Below are 24,218 nucleotides of genomic sequence, written 5' to 3'. Positions count from 1 at the left end.
AGTTCCCCCTATATTAATTTCTCTGCTACATATGAAGCAAATACATCTAACGCTACTTCTTCTTGTCCGCCTGTTGCCATATCTTTTAAGTTAATGATGCCTTTATCTAGCTCATCTTCCCCTAATACAGCTACGTATTTCGCATTTAAACGATCTGCAGATTTAAATTGTGCTTTCATTTTGCGATTTAAATAATCTTTTTCAACTGCTAGTCCAGCTTTACGAAGATCAAACGCAATTTTCGCAGCTTGGTCTTTCGCTTTTTCACCAAGTGCTACAACGTAACAATCAATACTATGTTCAATTGGTAACTCAATATTTTCAGCCTTCAGCGCCATAATTAAACGCTCAATACTCATCGCAAAACCGATACCTGGCATTTCCGGTCCACCGATTTCTTGTACAAGTCCGTTATAACGGCCACCGCCACTTAATGTTGTGATAGCACCGAAACCTTCTGCCTCACTCATAATTTCAAAAACAGTGTGTTGGTAGTAGTCTAAACCACGTACTAAATTCGGATCTTTCTCAAATGGAACATCCATCATCGTTAGTAGTTCTTGTACTTTGTCGTAGTATACTGCTGAATCTTCGTTTAAGTATTCTGTAATAGATGGTGCCGTGCTCATTAATTCATGATTACGGTCCTTCTTACAGTCTAAAATACGAAGAGGGTTTTTTTCTAAGCGAGATTGGCAATCAGAACAGAATTCTCCGATGCGCGGCTCAAAGTGAGCAATTAACGCATCACGGTGTGCTTGACGACTCGCTGCATCACCTAAGCTATTTAATACAACTTTAATATTTTTCAAGCCCATACCGCGGTAAAACTCTACAGCAAGTGCAATTACTTCTGCATCAATTGCTGGATCGTTACTACCAATTGCTTCAATACCGAATTGTACGAATTGACGATAGCGACCTGCTTGTGGTCTTTCATAACGGAACATTTGGCCGATATAGTATAATTTTGTTGGTTGCGTTGCATCACCGAACATTTTGTTTTCAACGTAAGAACGTACAACAGGTGCAGTACCTTCTGGACGTAATGTTAAACTACGCTCTCCACGGTCTTGGAATGAATACATTTCTTTTTGTACGATATCTGTCGTATCACCAACACCACGTAAAAATAGCTCTGTGTGCTCAAAAATTGGTGTACGAATTTCTTTATAATTGTAACGACGGCAAATGTCGCGCGCTTGCCCTTCGATATACTGCCATAACTCAACACTACCTGGAAGAATATCTTGCGTTCCGCGTGGGATTTGAATAGACATATTCAGTTCCTCCTCAAATTGTTTTAATCTTAATAAAAATAAAAAAACTCCCGCCTCTACTGTTTGAACAGTAGGGACGAGAGTATTATACCCGTGGTGCCACCCTAATTGAAGCACGTATGCTTCCACTTTTTTAATAACGCTTAAATTTGCGTTCATCTCTACTAAGCGTATAAGCCTTTCAAGTTGAAACCTACAGAGTGTCATTCAATCAGTCATCATGTAGAAATGTTTTCAGCCTAGGACATTTCTTCTCTTTCCATGTGTATCTCATTTACTCTCCTCTATCAACGGCTATATTCATATGTAAATATAAAATTACTATACGTTTGTTGAGTAGGATTGTCAAGTGCTCTAAGAGCGCTCAATTTGCTTCTTTAGGCGCTTTACATCTTGTAGTGAAATTCCAAACTCAGAAGCAAGCTCCATTGAAGTATTGTTTTGTTCTTTTGAAATAAAATCATGTAAATTTACGTTAAACAGTTGATTTGCACCATTTGTAACAGAATGCCCTTTTTCATTCATACGCATACGTATATCCCTCACATTCAATATGGATGTTTTACTTTTTATTGTTCCATATTGATGAGATAGTTATACATAGCCGAAACAGCTATTGATTCCAAATAACTAAACAAAACATACCACAATGTATGAAAAAAGAGAGGATCCTATAATCCTCTCTTCCCCGGCAACACTATTTACTTTCTACAATTAAGGTCACCGGACCATCATTGATTAAAGAAACGTCCATCATTGCTCCGAACTGCCCTGTCTCCACATGTAGTCCTTGTTTACGAACTTCTTCATTAAAGAAATCATATAAACGCTCTGCATAATCAGGTTTCGCAGCATCCATAAAGTTTGGACGTCTTCCTTTACGGCAATCTCCGTATAATGTAAATTGCGAAATAGATAGAACTTGTCCCTTCATATCAAGTACAGAGTGGTTCATCTTTCCGCTCTCATCTTCAAAAATACGTAGGTTTGCAATTTTTTCTGCGATATAAGTTGCATCTTTTTCTGTATCTTCATGCGTAATGCCAACTAGTAATGTTAAACCGAATGGAATTTGTCCTACAATCTCACCATCTACTGTGACAGACGCTTCCTTTGATCGTTGTAAAACAACTCTCATCTTTTCTACACTCCCTATTAATGCATCATGCGTCGTACGGCATAAATTTCTGGAACACGTTTAATGCGCTCCACTACTTTTTTCAAGTGTTGTAAGTTTCGAATAGAAATCGACATGTTAATCGTTGCCATCTTATTACGATCACTTCTACCAGAAACAGCTGAGATATACGTCTTCGTTTCTGTAACAGCTTGTAATACTTCATTCAATAAACCACGACGATCATAGCCTGAAATTTCAATATCAACATTGTATTCAATTTCTTTTTCAGGACTACCTTCCCAATCTACTTCTAGTAAACGCTCTACCGCTTCTTCTGTATGCACATTGACGCAATCGCAACGGTGAATTGATACGCCTCGACCTTTCGTAATATACCCAACGATATCATCGCCTGGAACTGGGTTACAGCATTTTGATAAACGAATTAACAAATTATCTGCACCACTTACCTTTACACCAGAATCCCATTTTCGAATTTTCATCGGTTTACGAACTTCTTTAACTTCAACGATTTCTTCTTCTTCACGTTGTTTACGGAACTTGTCCGTTAGTCGCGTAACAATTTGTGCAGCTGTAATTCCGTTGTATCCAACTGCTGCAAACATATCTTCTTCATTTGCAAAGTTAAACTTCTCAGCAACACGTTTTAAATTATCAAGTGCTAATACTTCTTTCATTTCATACTCTAAGCCACGCACTTCTTTTTCAACAAGTTCACGGCCTTTTTCAATATTTTCATCTCTACGTTGCTTCTTAAAGAATTGACGTATTTTATTTTTCGCATGAGATGTTTGAGCTAGCTTTACCCAATCTTGACTTGGGCCATACGAATGTTTCGATGTTAAAATTTCAATGATGTCACCAGTTTTCAGCTTATAATCAAGTGTCACCATTTTCCCGTTTACTTTTGCACCAATTGTTTTGTTTCCAATTTCCGAATGGACACGATATGAAAAATCAATTGGGACAGAGCCAAGAGGTAATTCCATTACATCGCCTTTCGGTGTAAAGACAAATACCATATCAGAGAACAAATCAATTTTTAATGATTCCATAAACTCTTCTGCATTAGAAGCCTCATTTTGCCATTCTAATATTTGACGGAACCATGTTAGTTTTTTCTCTAATGTACCCGTTGTTTCTGCTGCTTTACCTTCTTTATACGCCCAATGTGCCGCAATCCCGAATTCTGCAATTTCGTGCATTTCTTTCGTACGAATTTGCACTTCTAGCGGGTCACCTTTCGGCCCAATTACAGTTGTATGAAGAGATTGATATAGATTTGCTTTTGGCATTGCAATATAATCTTTAAAACGACCCGGCATTGGCTTCCAGCACGTATGAATAATTCCAAGCACCGCGTAACAATCTTTAATACTATTTACAACGACACGTACAGCTAATAAATCGTAAATTTCATTGAACTGTTTATTTTGCAATGCCATTTTACGATAAATACTGTAAATATGTTTTGGTCTTCCAGAAATCTCAGGTTGAATTGAAACCTCTTTTAATTTCTCACGAATGCCAGTCATTACTTCATCTAAATATTCTTCACGCTCTGCACGTTTACGCTTCATTAAATTTACAATACGATAATATTGCTGCGGGTTTAAATAGCGAAGTGAAGTATCCTCTAACTCCCATTTAATAGTACTAATTCCGAGTCTATGTGCTAAAGGTGCAAAGATTTCTAACGTTTCATTCGCAATGCGACGCTGCTTCTCTTGAGGCAAATGTTTCAATGTACGCATGTTATGAAGACGATCAGCTAGTTTAATTAAAATAACTCGAATATCTTGAGCCATTGCGATAAACATTTTGCGATGGTTTTCTGCTTGTTGTTGCTCATGAGATTTATATTTAATCTTTCCGAGCTTTGTAACGCCATCGACAAGCATAGCGATTTCTTTATTAAATTCCCGTTCAATATCTTCTAATGTAATTTCTGTATCTTCCACTACATCATGCAAGAAACCTGCCGATACTGTAGCCGGATCCATGTGTAAATCAACTAAAATACCTGCAACTTGAATTGGGTGAATAATATATGGTTCACCCGATTTCCTATATTGTTCGCTATGTGCATCGCGCGCATATTCATAGGCACGTGCCACTAGCTCAATATCTTCATCCGCTAAATATTGACTTGCTTTCTCGAGTACCTGTTCAGCTGTTAGTACTTGCTCATTTGCCATCGAATCACCTTTTATTGAAAATTGACTTTATCTTTATTAAGTAGAATAAATTATATTCTATCATTATAACCCAATGATTGTGAATTGTGAAAAGGAAAAGATTTTACTGACATTTCACCTTATTTTTTTGTGCAATTATACAAAAGTACCCGTTCCTCTCCAAGAGATTCACGGGTACTTTTTATCACCGTAGTTTTACCTATATAGCGATTAGTATTTTTCTAATACTAATACATCGTAACCATCTAACATTTTACGACCATCTAAGTAAGTAAGCTCTACTAAGAATGCAATTCCTGCTACAACTCCGCCAAGTTCTTCAACTAGTTTAATTGTCGCTTCGATTGTTCCACCTGTAGCCAATAGGTCATCTGTAATTAATACACGTTGACCTGGCTTAATTGCATCTTTATGGATTGTTAAAACATCTGTTCCATATTCTTTACCGTAGTCAACTGTAATTACTTCACGTGGTAATTTCCCTAATTTACGAACTGGTGCGAACCCTAATTCTAATGCATAAGAAACTGGGCAACCAATAATAAAACCACGCGCTTCTGGCCCTACTACAACATCAATGTCTCTTTTTTTTGCATAAGCAACAATTTCATCTGTTGCTGCTTTGTATGCTTTTCCGTCGTTCATTAAAGGTGTAATGTCTTTAAACACAATACCTTCTTTCGGATAGTCTGGTACAATTGCGATATGTTGCTTGAAATCCATATTTCTGAATCCTCCTCAGATATAAAAGGTTTGTAAATACAAATCCTTTACCCTAACTGTTCTACTTATTTATGATTACGAATCGTTTCAAACCATGTATATAGTTGCTGATATGTGCTATAAACCAATTCTTTCTCTAATTGTAAGTGGTTCATTTTCTCACGATATGTGTTCGATTCAATTAAATCACGCTTTTGTTTTTTGTCTGCCATAAAAATGACACCGTCTTTTATTGTAACAAATTCTAACTCAAAAAACACCTGTGTCATGAAATTTACTGTATCTTTTGACCAACCTTTATGACGACACAGTTGTTCCCCATATTGCTTTAAAGAAAATGGTGTTTTTTGGTTTAAGAAAGAATAGTACCATTTAAAATGTTCCCTCGTTGGGACCGTACTAAATAAATGATTGTTCTCTTGATAAAATAGCGTGTAAATTCGAGATGGAAATCCTACTTTAAATAAATCACGCAATTCATCTGTTCCTTTCGGCAAATCGAGTAACACAATATATTGATCATCTAAATGTGTTACCTCTGATGCATGCACGAGCTGTTCTTTATAGCCTTCTAAAGAAAACTTATTCAATACCTCTTCAGAAAAATACACCATGGTTATTTTTTCTTTCGGAAGTTCTGCTAAATTTGCTTCTACATTACGCATACTACGCCAGTCAAATAATTGCCATGCCTCTACAGCAATATCTTGCACCATTAATTGCGGCTTTTTAAAGTTATTCCATTCATTAATGGACACTTCCCCTACTACAGAAACCTTCGCAACTGGAGAGATTTCTTTCGCATAAGCACCAAATCCAAATCCAATTGTATCCAGTGTTGCTTGTCCCTCACGAAGAGCCATTTTCAAATGAGATCCATCAGATCCAATTGCACGGATACTTTCTAAGTCAGCATCTTTCACCGCAATACGCGGTTTCGGATTTCCTACGCCAAATGGCGCTAACTTTTGCATCTCCTCAATCGCGGCAAGCGTTACATCCTCTACTTTACAAAATGCATCCACTGCTGTAATCGGAATAAAATCTTCTTCTGTTAAAACTACATCTGCTTGCTCATTTAACCTGCGTCTTAATTCATCCACATCATTCATATTAAGCGTCATTCCCGCCGCCATCGGATGACCTCCGAAATGCGGTAACAATTCACGGCAATCTGAAAGGTTTGCAAACAAATCAAATCCTGCAATACTACGAGCCGATCCCTTTGCTGTTTCTTTATGAGGATCAATGCTTAATACAATCGTCGGACGATAAAAACGTTCAACTAACTTAGAAGCGACAATTCCAATTACCCCTGGATTCCAACCTTCTTTTGCAAGGACTAATACTTTATTTTCTTCCGGCGGGAATTTATTTTCGACTTCAGCGATAGCTTCTTCTGTAATTTGCTTTACAATATCTTTTCGAAGTGTGTTCAGCTCATCAATTTCTTCAGCTAGCTCTTTCGCTTCCTCTGGATTTTCTGATAATAAAAGGTGTACAGCAGGTGTTGCATCTTCCAAACGACCAACTGCATTAATACGAGGTGCGAGTGAGAATCCGATGCTTTCTTCTGTAATTTCGCTTTGCGAAACGTTAGCAACTTTAAATAACGCCTTTAAACCGATATTTCGAGTCATTCGCATATGCTTCAGTCCACGCTGTACTAACAATCTATTTTCACCGTGAAGCGATACTAAATCGGCTACCGTACCGATTACTGCAATTTCTAATAAATGCTCTGGTACACGGCCCAAAAGTGCATGTGCAACTTTAAATGCAACACCAACACCCGCTAAATAATGAAACGGATAAACACCGCCTTCTAATTTCGGATGAATAATCGCAAGTGCCTCTGGTAACTCTGGTGGCGGCTCATGATGATCTGTAATAATAAGATCTATCCCAAGTTCCTTCGCTACCTTCGCTTCATGTACCGCTGCGATACCAGTATCGACAGTAATAATTAGTGAGAACCCTGCACTGTGCGCCCAACGAAACGCTTCTTCATTTGGCCCATAGCCTTCAGTAAAACGATTTGGAATATAAAACTCTACTTCTGCACCTAATTCTTTGAGAGCAAGATATAACACAGTCGTACTACTTACTCCGTCCGCATCATAATCGCCAAATATTAATATTTGTTCTCCATTTTCAATGGCCTTTTTCACACGTTCTACAGTCCGATCCATTCCTTCAAGTAAAAATGGATCATGAAATTCTTGATCTGCTGTATTTAAAAAGTCTACAATCTTATCTTCTGTATTTAAGCCTCTACCGAGAAATAATGAAGTCACAAGAGGTGATAGTTGCAATTTATTTGCTAATTCACTCACTAGTTCCTCATTATATTCTTTTTCTTTCCAACGCGTCTTCGGTTGTAACACGAAATCACCCCTTAACCTATCCATTATACAAGACAGATTAAGGGGTGACAATATAATGCAAACTACGATTCGATATCTATATAATTAAATATCCGTTATGTTTAATTTGGAGAATACGGATTAATATGTACAAAAACATTTTGTACGTTATCTTGTTTCATAAGTTTTTCTTTTACATGTTTTCCGATGCGGTGACCTTCTTCTACAGTGATATATGGATCTACAGATACTTTAATATCAACAATAACATAGTGGCCATGTTCTCTTGCATATAAAGAGCCGATTTTTTTCACACCTTCCACTTGAAAAACTGCCTCCCTAAGCGGAACAACATCTTCTTCATGCAAAACATGATCAAGCGTTGCATGAATAGCTTCTGCTCCAATACTCCACGCCATCTTAGCAACGAGAATTGAGACAAATAATCCCGCAATTGGATCGGCATATACAAGCCAATCTATACCTAACTTACCGCCGATAATAGCTGCACAAATGCCGATTAAAGCTGCAATTGAAGAAAACACATCCGAACGATGTTCATATGCATTTGCAATAATTGCATCACTATTTATCCTCTTCCCTAACCGGAATTTATATTGAAACATTCCTTCTTTCACTACAATCGAAAGAATAACTGCAAAAATCGTAATTCCTTTTGGTGGTTCTAAATCTTGTGAAAAAGCTTTTATAGACGAAATCGCTATCTCTAGTCCAACAATAAATAATAATACCGCAACAATAATCGCTGAAATCGATTCCGCTTTACCATGACCATACGGATGATCTTCATCAGGCGGTTGCTTTGCTGCTCGTAATCCAAAAAGTACAGCTAACGAGCCAATTACATCTGATCCAGAATGCACCGCATCCGCTAAAAGTGCCTTACTGTTTCCAATATAACCGATTACCGCTTTTACAATCGCTAATATAATATTACCAACGATTCCGACAATAGCACCAAACTCGGCCTGTTTAAAACGTTCATCTTTTTCCATAATTAAAATCCCTTCTTTTCTTAACCTCTCTTTTTATCCCGCTTTAACGAGCAGTAAGACTCCCACTCATTAAAGTTTCACTTTATTGTAACAAAAATAAAGATAACATCACCACTTTCTTCCATTTACCCCCCTTAAAATAGGTGCTACTTTATTGTATCCGCAAACGAAAAAGAGATGCCTCATATAGAGACATCATCTTTTTATATGTTTTATTTTTTATACTTGCGGTTCAGATACTTCTTTCTCAACCTTCTTCTTGTTTTTGCCCTTTTTCAAACGGCGGTTTTCAAGCATTAACCAAATTTGAGAAGCAACGAAAATAGAAGAGTACGTACCTACAACTAATCCAATTAATAATGCAAGTGAGAAGTTACGCAGTGATTCACTACCAAAAATAAGTAGTGCGATTACTGGGAATAACACTGTTAACACTGTATTAATTGAACGACCAATTGTTTGACGAATACTTGCGTTTACGATTTCTTCTAGGTCTTTTATGTCGCGAACTCGTTTTTTCTGTTTGTATAACTCACGGTTTCTATCAAACGTAACGATTGAGTCATTGATAGAGTAACCAATAATCGTTAATACCGCAGCGATAAACGTTAAGTCTACCTCTATCTGGAAAAGACTAAATACAACAACCATAACGAATGCATCATGTAATAATGCGATTACTGCAGATACTGCGTACGTAAGACGGAAACGAATACTTACGTATAAAACGATTACTGCAGAAGCAATTAATACTGCGATAAATGCATTTCGTGCAATCTCTTTACCGATTGTCGGCGAAACTGTACTTACGTTTGGATCTGTACCATATTTATCGTGGAAGAATGTTTTTGTTTTCGCAATTTCATCTTTCGATAGAACACCTAATGTACGAACTGCGAAACCTTTATTATCATTACCAGTCGGTACAATATTTTCTTCTTTCACATCAATCTTCAGTTCGTTGAAGTCTTTATGAACGTCAGACACAGTAAGTGCTTGTTTTGATTGCAAGTCAATACGTGTACCACTTGCAAAGTCAATACCAAGATTCATTTTGAAAATCGGTAATATAATTGCCCCAGCAATTACGACTGCAATTGAGAATAAGAAAAATTTATGACCGATATTTACGAAGTTAATACGATCAAATTTAGTTGGTGGATGTACTACACCTTTTGTTAATGGAATAATATCCTTTTCCTTAACACCAAAGTAAGATGGTTTTTTATCGAAGTAACGACTCTTTACAAGTAAACCTAGTAAGAAACGAGTACCGAATACGTTCGTAATGAAACCGACTAAAATACTTACAATTAAACTTGTTGCGAATCCTTTTACAGAGCTATTACCGTAAGCGAATAAAACACCCGCTGCTGCAATAGTTGTAATGTTCGCATCTAAAATTGTCGATAATGAACGATGGTTACCAGCACGGAATGCTGACATCATCGACTTACCAATTTTAAGCTCTTCCTTCAATCTCTCGTACGTAATGATATTCGCATCAACTGCGATACCAACCCCGAGCACTAATGCCGCAATACCTGGCAACGTAAGAACTGCATGCATCCAGTTAAAGACAAGTAATGTAACGAAAATGTATAAACCTAACATAACAACCGCTACAATCCCTGGTAAACGGTAGAATACAAGCATGAATAAGAAGATAATAGCAATACCGATCGCACTAGCGAAAATCGTTTGCTCTAATGCTTGTTGACCAAATTTCGCTCCAACAGATGTTGAATACATTTCTTTTAAATCAACAGGAAGTGCACCTGCATTTAATAAAGATGAAAGTTCTTTCGCACTTTCAACTGTAAAGTTTCCACCTACGATAGATACTTCAGCTTGGTTAAATACTTGGCTTACTGTTGCTGCTGATAAATACTTCGGATTCTGTTTTGCATTCTGTTTTGCAGCTTCTGCTTTATACGAATCTTTTCCTTCTTCAAAATCAAGCCAAATTACCATCAAATTCGTTGGTGGTGGCATTTTTGAAATCTTTTCAGTTACTTCACGGAATTTATCAGCACTTTTTAGTGTAAGACCTACGCTCGCACGGCCTTGCTCGTCAAATGTTTGCTTTGCTCCGCCGCCTTTTAAATCCGCTCCATCCATAAGAAGGTTGTCATCCACATCACGGAATGTTAATTTCGCTTGTGTTGATAACATTTCGCGTGCTTTTTGCTGATCTTGTACACCAGCAAGCTGTACACGAATTCGATCTTCTCCTTCGATTTGAATGTTCGGCTCACTTACACCGAGAACATTGACACGATTTTCAAGAGCACCTACTGTACTTACAAGTGCATCACGATCGATTTTATCACCTTTTTTGGCTGGTTTTACTTCATACAGAATTTCAAAACCACCGCGAAGGTCTAGTCCTAGACTAATTCCTTTTGCTATGTCTTTTCCTGCCGCACCAATTACTCCACCAATTAATAAAACGATGAGGAAAAAGGCGGCAATTCTTGTACCACGCTTTGCCATATGTACCCTCTTTCTGCTACTAACACTTTCAATAAATCTCTTACGATTCATTTTTGCACGTGTGCATACGCCTAGTTAGTAGACTTACTTTCTATAAAATACATGTATTTCCGCTAGTTCATCACTAGCTGTGTCGGTAAGCTTTTCACAATACCTACACTTTCATTATTTATTTTTCCTCTTCACTACCTCCTTTATATATAATCTTAGACATAATTAATTCCTCTTTATCAATACCTATCATTATACTGCAAAAGGAAGAACAAACCAATTACAGTCGGTTATTTATTTTCATATTCATCAAACGACCAAAGTGGTGCTTGATATGCTTCAACAGTTAAATAATTCATATATTCATTAGTACTTACTCTTAATACATCATTTACTAATTCATATAATCTAACATCACTGTCTATCTTTTTCCACTTCTTCGCCTTGAGAAACTTCCAAATATCATTATCTGTCACTCGGTCGTAACCGAACATTTGAAACTCTTCTACTTTACTTTCTAAAACGACTTGTAACTGTCCGCGGTATGATTCTACCAAAGCCTCTTTATCCAACATATATAACATCTCCTTCTTATTTCAGCACGAAAAGTCGCTTTTAATCCCGCTCTAATGGACAGTAATAACTTCTTTCAAGAGTACCATTCATACTTTACTCTCTTAAATGCTTGTCATTCTTGTCTCATACGTGCATATAAATTATTGTAAATCATTCCATTGATTTTGAGAAGGTAGGAGAAGAGTATGACGAGACAAAGCTTTTTAAAAGGTGCATTTATTTTAATGATAGCTGGCTTTATTACAAAAATTCTTGGATTTATTAACCGCATTGTAATGGCACGTATTTTAGGCGAAGAAGGCGTTGGCCTTTATATGATGGCTGTCCCCACCTTCATTTTAGCAATTACATTAACACAAATTGGTCTTCCTGTGGCAATCGCAAAATTTGTAGCAGAAGCGGAAGCAGTGAACGATAAACAAAGAGTTAAAAAAATATTAACTGTCTCGCTAGCCGTTACATCCATTATTAGTATCATTTTAACAATTGGGATTATGCTACTCACACCTATTTTAGCAAAAACATTATTAACAGATGAAAGAACTTACTATCCATTAATGGCTATTTTACCTGTCGTCCCTGTTATTGCAGTTTCTTCCGTTTTACGTGGTTATTTCCAAGGGAAACAAAATATGAAGCCGAGCGCTTATGCTCAAGTCATAGAACAAGTTGTCCGCATTACAATTATCGCTGTATGTATTCGGTTATTTTTACCTTACGGCGTAGAATATGCTGCAGCCGGTGCCATGCTATCAGCTGTTCTTGGAGAAGTTGCATCTTTATTATTTTTACTTACTTTATTCCAACGCGAAAAACATTTATCTATACGTTCTGGATTTTTCACTACTGTAAAGGAGAGCAAAAATACATTTTATTCCCTTATGGACATTGCTTTACCAACTACAGGAAGCCGTTTAATTGGTTCCGTTTCTTATTTCTTTGAACCTATCGTCGTTATGCAAAGCTTAGCGATCGCCGGCGTTGCTGCTTCTGTCGCCACTCAGCAATACGGTATATTAAACGGATATGCGTTCCCGCTTCTATCACTGCCAGCCTTTATTACATATGCTCTTTCTACAGCACTCGTCCCATCAATTAGCGAGGCAATGGCAAAGAGACAACACAAATTAGTGGAACACCGATTACAACAAGCGCTTCGAATTTCCTTAATAACCGGCGGATGGTCGGTCGTTATATTATATGTATTTGCTTCTCCAGTTTTAACTCTCATGTACGGATCAGACAACGCGGCCGCGTTCATCCAGCTTCTTGCACCTTGCTTTTTATTTCATTATTTCCAAAGTCCCCTTACATCTGTGTTGCAAGCTTTAAACTTAGCACGCGCTGCTATGATGAACACCTTTATTGGCGCTATCGTAAAATTAATCGTTATTTTTGCACTCGCTTCACGCCCAGAGTTCCAAATGATGGGGGTTGCCCTCGCCATCGCAGCAAATATAGTAACCGTAACATTCCTTCACTACGCCACTGTTTTAAAGAAAATTGCATTTACCATTTACGCAAAAGACTATATTTTCGGCGGAATTGCTATCGGGATTGCTGGTACCTTCGGTTTTTATCTTCATAAGCATATCGTTTTTTCTCATTCACTTGGCGTACAAACGTTATGGGAAATCACCTTAACAACAATCGTTTATATCGTTCTCCTCTTCGTTTTCAAACTCATTCGAAAAGAAGAATTAAGTCGTCTCCCTATCATTCGGAAACTTTCATTTTTGAAGTAAGCGGGCTTGCCATTCAAAATGGTAAGCCTCTAATTTTCTTTCAAATCAACAAAAAATTGTCCATTTTGAAAACTACAATATACAATCTGTTTCACATCTTTATAACCTAAGTTATTCAATTTCTCAACGAGCCACTCATTTGTATGCTCAATCATTTGCAAATGATTGTATTGAATTTCTCCATCAATAATTAGTGGGAGTGTAAAAATTGGTGTATCATTTTTGCTCTTTTTACTTTTTTGTTTTTGAAAGACAGATAACTTTCCAGATGGTTCTAAAATAGCGTATTCTACATCACGCACATCTCCGATTCCTTGCTCACGTAGTTGCATCAATAAATCATCTATGTTATATCGCTGCTTCCGCATCTTTTTTTCATCAATTTTACCTGCATTCACAAGAATCGCAGGCTCTCCTTCTATTAAATGCCGAAAACGCTGGAACTTTAAAGAAATGACCGACAAAATGATTTGTATACACATTAGAAAAATCATTGGAACTAATTGATGCCAAAGTGATTTATCTGTATTTTCAATTGCCACTACAGCCATTTCACCTAGCATAATGAATACAACCAAATCTAATACACTCAATTCTCCAATTTCACGTTTACCCATAAGACGAAAAATAATTAAAATGATTGTATACAAAAGCATTGTTCGTCCGATTATTGATACCCATTCCATTGCTACATCCCCTTTTTTTACTTATAGGCTCCCCTACAAAAAAGAAACTAGTCTAACTTAAACAAAATGAAAATATGCTTGTATTAAAAAGGGGGAATGCATAATGGATGGAACGAAAAAATTATCGGGTGCAATCGGCTTCGGTATTATTACCCTATTAATCCTCGCATCTATTACAAGTATGATCATGGCTCTTTTATTAAAATTTACGAATATTAATGAAGGGACATTAGTAATTACTATTTTTATACTAGCCCTTCTATCTATGCTTATGTCTGGATTTATTGCTGGTAAAAAGGCACAAGGAAAAGGTTGGTTAGTAGGTTTCACTACAGGGCTCACATTCACTCTTCTCGTCTTTCTCGTTAACTATTTAGGCTTCTCTCAAACTTTATCGAACTCACAGTTACTCTACCAATTAGCATTAATGGGCGCGAGTACACTCGGAGGTATTTTCGGTGTAAATATGTCAAAACAAAATAAGTAAAAAAAGGCCCTGCACATTTCATGCAGGGCCTTCATCATTAGTTTTTCACAACTTCACGAATCGCATTGCGATCGAAAGTTAAGTGTGAACCACCAGATTTAACAACGATTTTCGTTTCATCTACTGATTCGATTGTAGCGTGTAAACCACCGATTGTTACGATAGCATCACCTTTTTTGATTTCATTTTGCATTTGAGCAACTGCTTTTTGACGCTTTTGTTGYGGGCGAATTAATAAGAAATAGAAAATCGCAAACATCGCAACAATCATAACGATATTCATCATACCTGCATTCATCTTTTGTTCCTCCTTTTAAATTATGTATTAGAAGTTTTTAGCATTCGGTTTATTAAAGCCATACTGTTCAAAGAACTCTTCGCGGAAATCGCCAAGACGGTCTTCACGAATAGCTTGTCTCACCTGCTCCATTAAGTTTAACAGAAAATGAAGGTTGTGATAAGACGTTAAACGAATTCCGAACGTTTCATCGCATTTCATTAAGTGACGAATGTACGCACGAGAATAGTTTTTACATGTGTAGCAATCACAGTTCGGATCAAGTGGTCCGAAGTCTCTAGCGAATTTCGCGTTTTTCACAACTAGACGGCCTTCACTTGTCATACATGTACCATTTCGAGCGATACGAGTTGGAAGTACACAGTCAAACATATCAACACCGCGAATCGCACCATCAATTAACGAGTCAGGAGAACCTACACCCATTAAGTAACGTGGCTTATCATCAGGAAGAAGTGGTGTTGTAAACTCAAGAACACGATTCATAATATCCTTCGGTTCACCAACAGATAGACCGCCTATAGCATAGCCAGGGAAGTCCATTGAAACAAGATCTTTCGCACTTTGGCGACGAAGTTCTTCAAACTCTCCGCCCTGTACTATACCGAATAAACCTTGATCCTGTGGACGTTCATGCGCCTTTAGACAACGCTCTGCCCAGCGGCTCGTACGCTCTACAGACTTCTTCATGTATTCAAAAGTAGCTGGGAACGGTGGGCACTCATCAAATGCCATCATGATATCTGAACCTAATGCATTTTGAATTTCCATCGCTTTTTCTGGTGATAAGAATAATTTATCTCCATTTAAGTGATTACGGAAATGAACACCTTCCTCTTCAATGCGGCGGAAGTCACTTAAGCTAAATACTTGGAATCCACCTGAATCCGTTAAAATTGCACGATCCCAGTTCATAAACTTATGCAAGCCACCTGCTTCACGAATAATTTCGTGGCCTGGACGTAGCCATAAATGATACGTATTGCTTAAAATAATGCCAGAATCCATTGCTTTTAATTCTTCTGGTGACATCGTTTTAACTGTTGCAAGTGTACCAACTGGCATAAATGTTGGTGTATCAAATGAACCGTGTGGCGTATGTACTCGACCTAAACGCGCACCCGTTTGTTTACAAGTTTTAATAAATTCATAACGAATTGCTGTCATAATTTACTCCTTTTATTTGTTTCTCATTTTAGCGTGAGATGCAACGAACATCGCATCACCGAAGCTAAAGAAACGATATTTTTCTTTTACTGCTTCATTATAAGCATGAAGTACATTATCTCTATTTGCAAATGCACTTACAAGCATAATTAATGTTGATTTCGGCAAATGGAAGTTTGTAATTAAACCATCAATTGCTTTAAATTCGTATCCTGGGTACATAAAAATATCTGTCCAGCCAGAAGCGGCGCAAAGCTTACCACTATGATCTGTCGCAATCGTCTCTAACGTACGAGTTGATGTCGTACCTACTGTAATAATACGTCCGCCATTCTCTTTCACGCGGTTTAATAACGCAGCTGTCTCTTCAGACATATGGTAATACTCTGCGTGCATATGATGCTCTTCAATCGTATCTGCAGAAACTGGTCTAAATGTTCCAAGTCCTACATGGAGTGTAATGAACGCTAATTGAACGCCTTTTTGCTTCAATTTCTCGAGTAACTCTTCTGTAAAATGAAGCCCAGCTGTCGGTGCTGCTGCTGAACCTATTTCCTTCGCATATACCGTTTGATAACGATCGCGATCTTCTAGCGTCTCTTTAATATATGGAGGAAGTGGCATTTCTCCAAGCTCGTCTAAAATTTCATAAAAGATGCCGTCATATGAAAACTCAAGTTGACGCCCACCTTGATCTGCTGTTCCAATGCAAGTTGCTTTTAACTTTCCTTCACCAAAAGAGATAACAGTTCCTTCTTTTACACGCTTCGCTGGCTTTATAAGCGTTTCCCACTTATCGCCCTCTTCTTGTTTTAAAAGAAGTACTTCAATGTGTGCACCTGTATCTTCTTTCACACCGTGCAAGCGAGCAGGCATAACTTTCGTTTCATTTAAAACTAAGCAATCCCCCTCATGTAAGTAAGAAAGAATGTCCGTAAAATGTTTGTGCTCAATATCTCCTGTTTCACGGTCTAACATCATCAATCTTGATGTTTCACGCTCTTCAAGCGGAATTTGTGCAATGAGCTCTTCTGGTAAATGAAAATCAAACAAATTAATATCCATAACTGTATCCACCTATTTCTTATTTGAATCGATTTATTATATACATAATAAAAGATAATACAATACTTAACACAATACATGTAATGATAGGAAAATAAAAGGTAACGTTACCTTTTTTCACAAAAATATCGCCTGGAAGCCTTCCTATGAACTTCCAAGCTAATCCAGCAACAATGAGCAAAATACCAGCTGTAATAAGCAGCTTTGGCATCTCCGTCATACTTTTGGCATCTCCATTCCGAAATGCTCATATGCGAGCGGCGTTACGATCCGGCCTCTTGGCGTTCTTTGTAAAAAGCCAATTTGTAATAAATACGGCTCATACACATCTTCAATCGTATGCGATTCTTCCCCTATCGTTGCTGAAACAGTTTCTAATCCAACTGGACCACCGCGGAACTTTTCAATAATACCAAGCAGTAATTTATGATCGATATGATCAAGTCCTAATTTATCTACTTGTAATAGTTCTAACGCCATTTGTGTAATTTCCATCGCAATGGTTCCGTCACTGCGAACTTGTGCGAAGTCACGTACACGTCGTAATAGACGATTCGCAATACGAGGTGTACCACGGGCACGCCTTGCAATTTCTAATGCAGCTAACGAATCTATTTCAACTTCAAACACTTCTGCTGTACGTTCTACAATCGCAGAAAGCTGATCTACTGTATAGTACTCTAATCGTGAAAGTACACCAAAACGGTCACGAAGTGGTGCTGATAATGCACCTGCACGCGTCGTTGCCCCAACTAGCGTAAATGGAGGTAAGTCTAGACGTACAGAACGAGCTGACGGTCCTTTCCCAATAACGATATCAAGGCAAAAGTCTTCCATCGCTGGGTATAACACTTCTTCAATAGATCTATGCAAACGATGAATTTCATCAATAAATAATACATCCCCAGGCTGAAGTGCTGTTAATACAGCCGCTAAATCTCCTGGTCTTTCAATTGCGGGACCTGACGTTGTTCGAATGTTAACACCCATTTCATTGGCAATAATATTCGCAAGCGTCGTTTTACCAAGTCCAGGTGGTCCATATAAAAGTACGTGATCTAACGTTTCTTCACGCATTTTCGCCGCTTCAATAAAAACTTCTAAATTATGTTTCGCTTTATCTTGGCCAATATACTGACGGAGCGTCTGTGGCCGTAATGAATACTCTAAATCCGCATCTTCGTATCCAGATTCCCCTGAAAGGAGACGTTCGTCCATTATACTCACCTCTTACCATTTAGTAAAAGACTAAGTGCCTTTTTAATATATTGATCCGTTGTAAGTGATTCTTTTAATAATTCTGGTACAACGCGAGAAACTTCTCTCTCCGCGTAACCAAGTGCTCGTAGTGCTTCAAGTGCCTCATCAAGCTCAGTTGATGAACCTTTCTTCTGATCAAAACTTTCGGCATCCGAGAACAGGTCAACAAACGCATCTGGCACGACATCTGCTAGTTTTCCTTTTAAATCTAAAATCATTTGGCGCGCTGTTTTCTTTCCGACACCTGGGAATTTCACTAAAAACTTCTCATCTTCATGTTCAATCGCTTGCACGACCTGTCCTGTTTGACCAGAAGCTAAAATTGCAAGAGCACCTTTTGGTCCAATCCCCGATACACCTAACAATTTTGTAAATAATAAACGCTCTTCACGTGTTTTAAATCCGTAAAGTGCCATAATATCTTCTCTCACATAATGATATGTATAGACACGAATTTCTTGCTTACTTCTTTGAAATACATACGGATTTGGTGTGAAAATTTGATAACCAATTCCATTATGATCAATTACGACATATTCCGGTCCTACATACTCCACGTAACCTGTAACATATTCAAACAAAATACGATCTCTCCCTCTCAAATCATGTATTCCATTTTAACATATTTAACAATAGAAAAGCGAGACTGCCCCAACAAATGTTCTCTATTTGAAACTTCTGTTATTTTCCATTGACAGAAAGTATAAAGCACCTTAATATACAGGAGTCAATAATGATTATCAATATTAATTAAAGGGGTTACATAGGGATGAAACGCAAATTATTTACTATCATGCTAGTCGTTCTTTCAATCGTTGGCTGCTCTTCTCAAAAAGAAGAGTCAAAAGCAAAAGAACAACCGAAAACAAAAGTTGTAAAACATGCTAAAGGGGAAGCTACAATTCCAGTAAATCCAAAGAGAATTGTTGACTTATCTGGATCAACAGAAGAGTTATTACTTCTTGGTCATAAACCTGTTGGTACAGCAAACACATATAAAGATAAAATCCAAAATCATTTAACAGAAAAGCTAGACGGAGTAAAAGCAGTAGGTTGGTACTGGGCACCTAAAGTTGATTTAGAAGCTGTTACTGCTCTAAAACCAGACTTAATTATTTTAAACAATCGTCAATTGAAAATTTACGATCAACTAGAAAAAGTAGCACCGACAGTTGTTCTAGAAACAAATTTAGAAGACTGGCGCGGTAAGTTTAAAGAAGTAGGTAAACTATTTGATGAAGAGAAGAAAGCTGACAAATGGATTGCAGACTACGATAAAAAAGCCGACTCTTTATCTAAAAAAATTAAAGAAAAAACAAAAGATGAGAACTTTATGTTCGTTGCAGTAACACCACAAAACTTCCGTGTATACGGTAGCTTCGGATATGGTGACATACTCTTTAACGATTTAAAGCTTCCAGCAACAAAAGGTACAGATTTAAAACAAACGATGGCACAAGTATCACTAGAAGGTCTTGTTGCATTCCAGCCTGATCAAATGTTTATTGTAAACTTCGGCGGAGAAGCTGATAAAGTGTACGAAGACTATAAAAACAGTGCCGTTTGGAAAGATAATAAAGCAGTAAAAAATAATCACGTATATGAAGTATCAAATGAAGCCTTCAATACGAAAGCCTTCAATCCAATCGGAAAAGATATGCTAATTGATGAAATCGCAAAAGAGATTTTAGCTAAGAATAAATAAGAAAAAGCAGCTCACCCTGAGCTGCTTTTTTTCTTATTTTGCACTGCGTACTGCTTCATTTTTTCGATTGTCTTTACAAAACCTTCTTTTGATTTTATGCGAATACCACGTTTCAATTCCGCACGCTCATAACTTTCAAGCTTTTTCATATCAATTTGAAAGAAGGAATGGATCGCGTTATCACTTTTCGGTACCCCTTTGAAAATTTGCAATATCCCTTCCTCTGAAACACCAAAATAACCGCTCGTTTTCAGTAAAGGAGAAATATCCTCAACTTTCTTTTGTAATACGATTTGCACATCATCACGATCAACAAGTTGCCATTCTTTATATTGCTGCAAAAACTTTTCTAAATCCGCTACTTTTTCTGTCAGTATTTCCTCGCTTACTTCTCCATCAACATACATACGCTCTAATAAAATTGTAACTGCAGGTTCTTTTTCTGTTATTTCTGCCCTCACATCGGATCCATAAGCTAAGCAAAACATCATAACGAAAGCTTGCACTGCAATTAGTATCCATTTCATTTCCGTTCACCTCTTCTAGGCAAAATCATACTTTCATTTGTAGCTTTTCCGGAAATGGGGGTTTTATCCATATAAAAAATCGCATTAAATTTCTAAGGAAAATAAAAAATGCAGATAAGAATTTATCCTATCTGCATGTATCATTTACTTTTATATAAAATGAAAGACGCCTGCAAAGCAGGCGTCTTGATGCGTTTACGGCGAGAAACCAGGCGACCACATTCGCGTGTTTAGCACTTAAGCATATCTCTCGACTTACGTAAATTAGCTCATCGCTTTGCTAATATAACATTAATAATGTATAACTGCAACATGTTTATAAAAATATTTCATTTCCTCTTCCATCCAAATAATTTTATGTAAATTATAAATTGATAATTGTAACATATATGTTACAATTAGTGTGACAGCGAAATCATAATAAACAGGAGATGGATATTGTGAAAAAAATAAAGGATGAACGTCTCATTCTTCAAACGTTAAAAAACATACGTATTGCCTTTCTTTTTCAATACATTGGTATAATTGGAATTTTAGGCTATATTGGATTCACTGAAGGAGCTAATCAAATTACGAAATCTCCATTATGGTTATTATTTATTCTTACAAGTATGTTATTTAGTTATTTACAGTTAAGTGTTTCAATAGATGTAGAAGAAAGTGAAAAGGAAATAAAGTTAACTCCTTATTACAAACTTGTCTTACGCTCTCTTATTGTTGGAATTATCATAGCTATTATTTATATCATTTTCAGTCCAGAAAGACCTCTGTTTGAAGCCATTCTAACAGGTAGTATTTTCTTCATATGCTTTTTAGTTTCTTACTCCGTTAGTTATTTTATTAAAAAACGTCGTTTACAAGACGAAGATGAATAAAGAGGAAGGGCTATCCCCTTCCTCTTTGATTTGTTATCGTACTGTACCAGTCAGACCGTAACGAATATCTCGGAACATATTTGTTATGTCACGATTAAAATCGTTTGTAACTGTACCGTTACGTAGACGTGTACTCATTGCATCCACACGAGTAAACATGTCATTTCTTACAGAAACATATACGTTTCTATTTCCAACTTCATTCGCAACAGCTTGACGAATTTCGTTTGCCATTGCTGTTTCATCTGTCGCCGAATTACGTGGCTTTACCGCAATCGCTACATCGTTTCCATATACAACTGTAGAAACTCGATCTACGTTATTCATACGTTTTACACGATTCGTAATTTTCTCCGCAGTTTTACCATCATTGTTAATGTATGAATTGTTCATTGTAATATTACGAGTTGGGTGTGGATTAGCAATTTGCCCATTATAATTTACATCACGATAATAGTTGGATCCTGCGTCATTACGACCGTTTCTATATGTTACATAATCTGTAGAACGATCGTTACGCGTTACATTATCATTATATCGGTGTGTGTCATTATAAGATGTACGCTCGTAATTATAGTTACGTCCATCCATCGCATTATTATCTTTTGGTGTACCACATGCAGCTAATGCACTGGTAACTAACAAAGAAGCAGCAATAACTTTTACTTTCGTATTCAATACAAAAACCCCCCTTGTTAGAATGAACTTCTCTTTCGAAAAGCTCCCCCTTATGATGAGTAACAGAGAGGTTTTTTACACTGTTAATATTTCACTAGGAATTTTCTAGCACTTAATGTAAATTCACCATATTCCTGACTATCATGAATACAAAAAAGGTGGGAATAACCCCACCTTTTTTAAACTTCCTCTTCATCCTCTTCTTCTGAAACTGGTTCACCAAATACATTTGGTGGGTCCGGCTGATAATACATCGTTCCTGGCTGCGGTGCATATGCTGGCTGAGTCGGTTGATAATATAAAGGATTGGCGTATTGTGGTCCACCCGGTTGCGGACTATATAACCTACTCTCTCCTCCGCATCCACAATCTTCTTCCCCTTGTACGAGTGGTGGCATATTATTATCCATTGGCATCATATTTGGATTTGGCATAGAAGTATATTGCGGTGCCATTTGTTGATACGGCATTTGATTGTATGGATTTTGTTGCTGATAATGCGGATATGGCGGCATCATTGGCTGTTGATATGGCATTTGATATGGCATCATATTTGGCGGTTGATTGTTATCCATTATCGGCATCATGTTTGGCATTTGATTGTTATCCATTATCGGCATCATGTTCGGCATTTGATTGTTATCCATTATCGGCATCATGTTCGGCATTTGACTGTTATCCATTATCGGCATCATGTTCGGCATTTGATTGTTATCCATTATCGGCATCATGTTCGGCATTTGATTGTTATCCATTATCGGCATCATGTTCGGCATTTGACTGTTATCCATTATCGGCATCATGTTCGGCATTTGGTTGTTATCCATTATCGGCATCATGTTCGGCATTTGGTTATTATCCATTATCGGCATCATGTTCGGCATTTGGTTGTTATCCATTATCGGCATCATGTTCGGCATTTGGTTGTTATCCATTATTGGCATCATGTTCGGCATTTGATTGTTATCCATTATCGGCATCATGTTTGGCATTTGATTGTTATCCATTATCGGCATCATGTTTGGCATTTGGTTATTATCCATTATCGGCATTATATTTGGTGGTTGATTGTTATCCATTATTGGCATTATGTTCGGCACTTGAATATTAGGCGGTATTACTTGCGGGATAATAACACTTTCTTTTGATACGTTTGGTGAGACTATGTTCCCTACATTCTCTTTCTTCACTTGCGGCGACACTATGCTTCCTACATTTTCTTTTTTCACTTGCGGCGACACTATATTCCCTACATTCTCTTTCTTCACTTGCGGCGACACTATACTTCCTACATTTTCTTTTTTCACTTGCGGTGAGACTATGCTTCCTACATTTTCTTTCTTCACTTGCGGTGAGACTATATTCCCTACATTTTCTTTCTTCACTTGCGGTGACACTATGTTTCCTATATTTTCTTTTTTCACTTGCGGTGAGACATTTCCTATATTTTCTTTTTTCGTTTGCGGAGAAATGACGTTGTTAGGTTTCATTTTATTAATTTGAGGAGCAATTAACTCGCTTCCTTTTTTTATTACATCCGAAATTTTATATTCTTTTTTCGCTTTAATCGGCGGTTGTGGCGGCTGTGGTAATACATTAATGGAAAACTTAGTATTTTCTTTCGTAGTCGGTTTTGGTTTTTCTACTTTCTCTACAACAGGTGGTTTTTGAATGACAGGTGGCTTTTCAACTGGCTTTTCTTTTTGAATTGGTTTTTCTTTTTGCACTTCTTTTTGTGGCTGCACCTGTACTTCTTTTTGTGGTTTCACTTGCATTTCTTTTTGCGGCTTCACCTGTATTTCTTTTTGCGGTTTTACCTGCATTTCTTTTTGCGTTTGTTGCATAGCTGGCTGCTGTGTAATAGGTGCTGATTGATACATAATTTCATCTTCATCTTCTATTCCGAGCGGGGTTGGTGTTGATGCAAACTCTTTTTGC

Annotated in this window: 23 protein-coding genes and 1 other annotated feature; of the genes, 4 read left to right on the top strand and 19 right to left on the bottom strand. The window is 37.3% G+C overall.

Annotated features, from left to right (window positions below):
- Positions 1 to 8: 8 nt before the first annotated feature.
- The 9 genes from hisS to AC1DTM_RS03975 form a co-directional block, all read right to left on the bottom strand.
- Positions 9 to 1,280 (bottom strand): histidine--tRNA ligase, encoded by a 1,272-nt coding sequence (hisS, locus tag AC1DTM_RS04015; protein ID WP_033714928.1) that lies wholly within the window; start codon positions 1,278 to 1,280, stop codon positions 9 to 11.
- 69 nt (positions 1,281 to 1,349) lie between these two features.
- Positions 1,350 to 1,580: a binding site (T-box leader), on the bottom strand.
- A gap of 54 nt (positions 1,581 to 1,634) precedes the next feature.
- Positions 1,635 to 1,811 (bottom strand): hypothetical protein, encoded by a 177-nt coding sequence (locus AC1DTM_RS04010; protein ID WP_002015300.1) that lies wholly within the window; start codon positions 1,809 to 1,811, stop codon positions 1,635 to 1,637.
- Positions 1,812 to 1,977: 166 nt separating this feature from the next.
- Positions 1,978 to 2,418, bottom strand: coding sequence for a D-tyrosyl-tRNA(Tyr) deacylase (locus AC1DTM_RS04005; protein WP_002111994.1), 441 nt, complete (start codon positions 2,416 to 2,418; stop codon positions 1,978 to 1,980).
- A 17-nt stretch (positions 2,419 to 2,435) separates the two neighbouring features.
- Positions 2,436 to 4,619 (bottom strand): GTP diphosphokinase, encoded by a 2,184-nt coding sequence (relA, locus tag AC1DTM_RS04000; protein WP_002111995.1) that lies wholly within the window; start codon positions 4,617 to 4,619, stop codon positions 2,436 to 2,438.
- 210 nt (positions 4,620 to 4,829) lie between these two features.
- Positions 4,830 to 5,342, bottom strand: a complete 513-nt coding sequence (locus tag AC1DTM_RS03995; protein ID WP_002111996.1) for an adenine phosphoribosyltransferase — start codon at positions 5,340 to 5,342, stop codon at positions 4,830 to 4,832.
- A 65-nt stretch (positions 5,343 to 5,407) separates the two neighbouring features.
- Positions 5,408 to 7,729: a single-stranded-DNA-specific exonuclease RecJ gene (recJ, locus tag AC1DTM_RS03990; RefSeq protein WP_016106220.1), complete on the bottom strand. Its 2,322-nt coding sequence runs from the start codon at positions 7,727 to 7,729 to the stop codon at positions 5,408 to 5,410.
- Positions 7,730 to 7,830: 101 nt separating this feature from the next.
- The gene (locus AC1DTM_RS03985) at positions 7,831 to 8,724 is read right to left on the bottom strand and encodes a cation diffusion facilitator family transporter (RefSeq protein WP_016106221.1); all 894 of its coding nucleotides are present in this window, start codon (positions 8,722 to 8,724) and stop codon (positions 7,831 to 7,833) included.
- Positions 8,725 to 8,943: 219 nt separating this feature from the next.
- Positions 8,944 to 11,220: a protein translocase subunit SecDF gene (gene secDF / locus AC1DTM_RS03980; RefSeq protein WP_002160382.1), complete on the bottom strand. Its 2,277-nt coding sequence runs from the start codon at positions 11,218 to 11,220 to the stop codon at positions 8,944 to 8,946.
- Positions 11,221 to 11,501: 281 nt separating this feature from the next.
- Positions 11,502 to 11,786 (bottom strand): post-transcriptional regulator, encoded by a 285-nt coding sequence (locus tag AC1DTM_RS03975; protein WP_002112000.1) that lies wholly within the window; start codon positions 11,784 to 11,786, stop codon positions 11,502 to 11,504.
- A 186-nt stretch (positions 11,787 to 11,972) separates the two neighbouring features.
- On the opposite strand from AC1DTM_RS03975, the gene spoVB reads away from it, so the two are divergent.
- Positions 11,973 to 13,532 (top strand): stage V sporulation protein B, encoded by a 1,560-nt coding sequence (spoVB, locus tag AC1DTM_RS03970; protein ID WP_002112001.1) that lies wholly within the window; start codon positions 11,973 to 11,975, stop codon positions 13,530 to 13,532.
- Positions 13,533 to 13,561: 29 nt separating this feature from the next.
- On the opposite strand, the gene AC1DTM_RS03965 is transcribed toward spoVB, so the two are convergent.
- Complete coding sequence (locus tag AC1DTM_RS03965; protein ID WP_002112002.1) at positions 13,562 to 14,218, bottom strand: DUF421 domain-containing protein; 657 nt, start codon at positions 14,216 to 14,218, stop codon at positions 13,562 to 13,564.
- Positions 14,219 to 14,321: 103 nt separating this feature from the next.
- Between AC1DTM_RS03965 and AC1DTM_RS03960 the strand changes: the two genes are divergently transcribed.
- Positions 14,322 to 14,705 carry a TIGR04086 family membrane protein gene (locus tag AC1DTM_RS03960; protein ID WP_002122721.1) on the top strand — a complete coding sequence of 128 codons (384 nt, stop codon included), beginning with the start codon at positions 14,322 to 14,324 and terminating at the stop codon, positions 14,703 to 14,705.
- A gap of 37 nt (positions 14,706 to 14,742) precedes the next feature.
- Here the strand turns inward: AC1DTM_RS03960 and yajC are convergent, their stop codons facing one another.
- From yajC to ruvA, 6 genes are read right to left on the bottom strand one after another with little or no spacing between them, the layout of a single operon-like run.
- Complete coding sequence (gene yajC / locus AC1DTM_RS03955) at positions 14,743 to 15,003, bottom strand: preprotein translocase subunit YajC (RefSeq protein WP_002034132.1); 261 nt, start codon at positions 15,001 to 15,003, stop codon at positions 14,743 to 14,745.
- Positions 15,004 to 15,030: 27 nt separating this feature from the next.
- Entirely contained in the window at positions 15,031 to 16,170 is a 1,140-nt protein-coding gene (tgt, locus tag AC1DTM_RS03950) for a tRNA guanosine(34) transglycosylase Tgt (protein WP_002015319.1), read from the bottom strand.
- 12 nt (positions 16,171 to 16,182) lie between these two features.
- Positions 16,183 to 17,235, bottom strand: a complete 1,053-nt coding sequence (gene queA, locus AC1DTM_RS03945; RefSeq protein WP_016106222.1) for a tRNA preQ1(34) S-adenosylmethionine ribosyltransferase-isomerase QueA — start codon at positions 17,233 to 17,235, stop codon at positions 16,183 to 16,185.
- A gap of 19 nt (positions 17,236 to 17,254) precedes the next feature.
- Positions 17,255 to 17,455, bottom strand: a complete 201-nt coding sequence (locus tag AC1DTM_RS03940; protein WP_002112011.1) for a DUF2905 domain-containing protein — start codon at positions 17,453 to 17,455, stop codon at positions 17,255 to 17,257.
- Complete coding sequence (gene ruvB, locus AC1DTM_RS03935; RefSeq protein ID WP_000344470.1) at positions 17,452 to 18,453, bottom strand: Holliday junction branch migration DNA helicase RuvB; 1,002 nt, start codon at positions 18,451 to 18,453, stop codon at positions 17,452 to 17,454. Before ruvB ends, AC1DTM_RS03940 begins: the two co-directional genes overlap by 4 nt.
- A 5-nt stretch (positions 18,454 to 18,458) precedes the next feature.
- Positions 18,459 to 19,076, bottom strand: coding sequence for a Holliday junction DNA helicase RuvA (ruvA, locus tag AC1DTM_RS03930; protein ID WP_002112013.1), 618 nt, complete (start codon positions 19,074 to 19,076; stop codon positions 18,459 to 18,461).
- Between the two features lie 188 nt (positions 19,077 to 19,264).
- Here ruvA and AC1DTM_RS03925 point away from each other — a divergent pair, with 188 nt between their 5' ends.
- Complete coding sequence (locus AC1DTM_RS03925; RefSeq protein WP_016106223.1) at positions 19,265 to 20,200, top strand: iron-hydroxamate ABC transporter substrate-binding protein; 936 nt, start codon at positions 19,265 to 19,267, stop codon at positions 20,198 to 20,200.
- 11 nt (positions 20,201 to 20,211) lie between these two features.
- Here the strand turns inward: AC1DTM_RS03925 and AC1DTM_RS03920 are convergent, their stop codons facing one another.
- Positions 20,212 to 20,727 (bottom strand): BofC C-terminal domain-containing protein, encoded by a 516-nt coding sequence (locus AC1DTM_RS03920; RefSeq protein ID WP_002112016.1) that lies wholly within the window; start codon positions 20,725 to 20,727, stop codon positions 20,212 to 20,214.
- Between the two features lie 431 nt (positions 20,728 to 21,158).
- On the opposite strand from AC1DTM_RS03920, the gene AC1DTM_RS03915 reads away from it, so the two are divergent.
- Positions 21,159 to 21,602: a branched-chain amino acid ABC transporter substrate-binding protein gene (locus AC1DTM_RS03915; RefSeq protein WP_078179603.1), complete on the top strand. Its 444-nt coding sequence runs from the start codon at positions 21,159 to 21,161 to the stop codon at positions 21,600 to 21,602.
- 33 nt (positions 21,603 to 21,635) lie between these two features.
- On the opposite strand, the gene AC1DTM_RS03910 is transcribed toward AC1DTM_RS03915, so the two are convergent.
- Together AC1DTM_RS03910 and exsA are read right to left on the bottom strand one after the other, a co-directional pair.
- Complete coding sequence (locus tag AC1DTM_RS03910; protein WP_016106224.1) at positions 21,636 to 22,280, bottom strand: YhcN/YlaJ family sporulation lipoprotein; 645 nt, start codon at positions 22,278 to 22,280, stop codon at positions 21,636 to 21,638.
- 179 nt (positions 22,281 to 22,459) lie between these two features.
- Positions 22,460 to 24,218, bottom strand: a 1,759-nt coding sequence (gene exsA / locus AC1DTM_RS03905; protein ID WP_477000049.1) for a spore coat assembly protein ExsA, incomplete at its 5' end; no start/stop codon positions are given.

The organism is Bacillus sp. P4_D3, assembly GCF_056401855.1.
The sequence above is the reverse complement of the archived record's forward strand: the minus strand, read 5'-3'. Positions and strand labels throughout refer to the sequence as shown.

Coding starts and splice junctions, on each gene's coding strand:
- ruvB (WP_000344470.1), bottom strand. CDS start 18,453: ATGGACGAACGTCTCCTTTCAGGGGAATCTGGATACGAAGATGCGGAT.
- hisS (WP_033714928.1), bottom strand. CDS start 1,280: ATGTCTATTCAAATCCCACGCGGAACGCAAGATATTCTTCCAGGTAGT.
- relA (WP_002111995.1), bottom strand. CDS start 4,619: ATGGCAAATGAGCAAGTACTAACAGCTGAACAGGTACTCGAGAAAGCA.
- queA (WP_016106222.1), bottom strand. CDS start 17,235: ATGGATATTAATTTGTTTGATTTTCATTTACCAGAAGAGCTCATTGCA.
- AC1DTM_RS04010 (WP_002015300.1), bottom strand. CDS start 1,811: ATGCGTATGAATGAAAAAGGGCATTCTGTTACAAATGGTGCAAATCAA.
- AC1DTM_RS03960 (WP_002122721.1), top strand. CDS start 14,322: ATGGATGGAACGAAAAAATTATCGGGTGCAATCGGCTTCGGTATTATT.
- secDF (WP_002160382.1), bottom strand. CDS start 11,220: ATGGCAAAGCGTGGTACAAGAATTGCCGCCTTTTTCCTCATCGTTTTA.
- AC1DTM_RS03975 (WP_002112000.1), bottom strand. CDS start 11,786: ATGTTGGATAAAGAGGCTTTGGTAGAATCATACCGCGGACAGTTACAA.
- AC1DTM_RS03985 (WP_016106221.1), bottom strand. CDS start 8,724: ATGGAAAAAGATGAACGTTTTAAACAGGCCGAGTTTGGTGCTATTGTC.
- AC1DTM_RS03995 (WP_002111996.1), bottom strand. CDS start 5,342: ATGGATTTCAAGCAACATATCGCAATTGTACCAGACTATCCGAAAGAA.
- AC1DTM_RS03940 (WP_002112011.1), bottom strand. CDS start 17,455: ATGACGGAGATGCCAAAGCTGCTTATTACAGCTGGTATTTTGCTCATT.
- AC1DTM_RS03965 (WP_002112002.1), bottom strand. CDS start 14,218: ATGGAATGGGTATCAATAATCGGACGAACAATGCTTTTGTATACAATC.
- AC1DTM_RS04005 (WP_002111994.1), bottom strand. CDS start 2,418: ATGAGAGTTGTTTTACAACGATCAAAGGAAGCGTCTGTCACAGTAGAT.
- spoVB (WP_002112001.1), top strand. CDS start 11,973: ATGACGAGACAAAGCTTTTTAAAAGGTGCATTTATTTTAATGATAGCT.
- tgt (WP_002015319.1), bottom strand. CDS start 16,170: ATGACAGCAATTCGTTATGAATTTATTAAAACTTGTAAACAAACGGGT.
- AC1DTM_RS03915 (WP_078179603.1), top strand. CDS start 21,159: ATGGATATTGTGAAAAAAATAAAGGATGAACGTCTCATTCTTCAAACG.
- AC1DTM_RS03920 (WP_002112016.1), bottom strand. CDS start 20,727: ATGAAATGGATACTAATTGCAGTGCAAGCTTTCGTTATGATGTTTTGC.
- AC1DTM_RS03925 (WP_016106223.1), top strand. CDS start 19,265: ATGAAACGCAAATTATTTACTATCATGCTAGTCGTTCTTTCAATCGTT.